This window comes from Bartonella queenslandensis AUST/NH15, assembly GCF_000312585.1.
GTDB lineage: Bacteria > Pseudomonadota > Alphaproteobacteria > Rhizobiales > Rhizobiaceae > Bartonella > Bartonella queenslandensis_A.
Map to the genome: position 1 here is coordinate 7,816 of NZ_HE998006.1, position 1,730 is coordinate 9,545.

3 protein-coding genes are annotated in these 1,730 nt (G+C 30.2%); all 3 read right to left on the minus strand.

Features of this window, described 5'->3' with window-relative positions; translation table 11 throughout:
• Positions 1–315: 315 nt before the first annotated feature.
• The gene (locus tag BN338_RS06615; RefSeq protein ID WP_039760268.1) at positions 316–687 is read right to left on the minus strand and encodes a hypothetical protein; all 372 of its coding nucleotides are present in this window, start codon (positions 685–687) and stop codon (positions 316–318) included.
• A gap of 210 nt (positions 688–897) precedes the next feature.
• The gene (locus tag BN338_RS06620; protein WP_039760271.1) at positions 898–1,260 is read right to left on the minus strand and encodes a hypothetical protein; all 363 of its coding nucleotides are present in this window, start codon (positions 1,258–1,260) and stop codon (positions 898–900) included.
• A 174-nt stretch (positions 1,261–1,434) separates the two neighbouring features.
• A partial coding sequence (locus tag BN338_RS06625; protein WP_039760273.1) for a hypothetical protein occupies positions 1,435–1,730 on the minus strand: 296 nt, incomplete at its 5' end.

Genomic DNA, 1,730 nt, shown 5'->3' on the forward strand with positions numbered 1-1,730 from the left:
ATAAACGTCAAACGTTTACAGAAAATCTGTTACAGTTAAGAATTTTCTCTCTATTATTCATTTTCTTAAATTTTACAGTGTATCCTCACTCATATATCTTTCTGAACAATGAAATCAAATAAGTATAATAGTATTTATGGAATAATCTTTGTTTAAATTATCATTTTGTATGCAAATTAAGTATTACATTTGTGCTATACAGTATGGTGATCTAAAGCTTATTTATAGAAAGCATAAAAACAGCCCGCCAAACGGTGTAAGGCAGGCTGTAAGATGTTCCTATTGTAAATGGAAAAACAATTGAGTATCTTTGAATTATTTACCTTTAATTTTTCCGATTGCCCATCCGATTATCCCGCTAAATATAGCCATAACAGATCCCGTCAAGAATCCAAAACCCAACGCTCCTATTGTAGAAAAAAAACCTAGAGTAATCGGTTCAAAAACTTTCTCAACTTTTCCTTCAATGGTGGATACATTTTTTGCTCCATACGTGAAATTTTGTACATTTTGTACATAAAGAGCAGCTATATTGACAGCATTCTTCTTTCCTTGTTCGATTAGAGAAATAGTTTCCCATTGAGCATCATTTTTTAAATGATTAGCATGGACATTTATCACTTGCGAAAGTAAAAAAGAAATCGCTATAAAAATATTTAATATGTAAGTTTTCAATCCTTTAGTCATAATTTATCCCCAATACTTCTATTTTAATCTGAATTGAATAGATACATCGACAGAATTAGTGCACATTGAGGAAACAGAAGCATTTAAAGCTTTTTTCATTTTTAATGTGATAATTCATTCGTATTTTGTCATAAACTATGGGTAAACAATAGAATATATCCATAGTTGATGTTTCATACGAGAAGATCTTATTCTGATGAACTTTCAATTTTAACGAGATTTAAAATACGATACTATTTTGCTTATTATCCATCCTAAAAACATGCCTATCGTACTTGATGCATATCCAAGAGCCATTCCAATACCAAAAGTTCCTATTGTAATAGGTTCCATGACCTTTTCAACTTTTCCTTCAATGGTAGTTTCATTTCCCACATAGTGATTTAGACTTGGTGTATAGAGAGAAACGGTACGGATTGCATCCTTTCTTTTCTGTTTTATTGCAGAAACAAAAATATTCTCACGATGATTACTATTTTGCAAATAGTTTGCATGCACATCTGCAACCTGAGAAAGAGAAAAGGCAGACATAATAAAAATACTTAACATATGATTTTTTAAAATTTTAATCATAATTTACCTCAAATACTTTATACTATTCGATATATATTGCGTAAATTTATACTTTAGATATAAGCTACATCATTTATATTTTTGTAGTATGAGTAGCTTCATTATGTAATGATTTTAAATAAATTAAGTAACACATAATGAAGCTATTGTTCTAGAGAATTACACTAAATTAAATTATCTGAACATCGATACTATGTCTTTTATCCAACTTATTAGTGATCCTATAAAACTCATTGCATATCCAGCGAACAATAGTCCTACTCCTACAGTCATGGGGTCAAGGACCTTTTCAACTTTTCCTTCAAAGGTTGTCCCATTTTCTGTTTTATAATTTACCGATGGAACATAGAAAGCAGTTGTAGAAACTGCATCAGATTTTGCATTCTTTACTTGTTCCATTAGGGGAACAGAAAACTCCTCTTTTGGAGCATCGTTTTTAAAATAGTTTGCATTAACATTTACGGTTTGTG

Bases quoted from the DNA above. Each gene is read 5' to 3' on its own strand.
- BN338_RS06615 (WP_039760268.1), bottom strand. From the start codon at position 687: ATGACTAAAGGATTGAAAACTTACATATTAAATATTTTTATAGCGATT.
- BN338_RS06620 (WP_039760271.1), bottom strand. From the start codon at position 1,260: ATGATTAAAATTTTAAAAAATCATATGTTAAGTATTTTTATTATGTCT.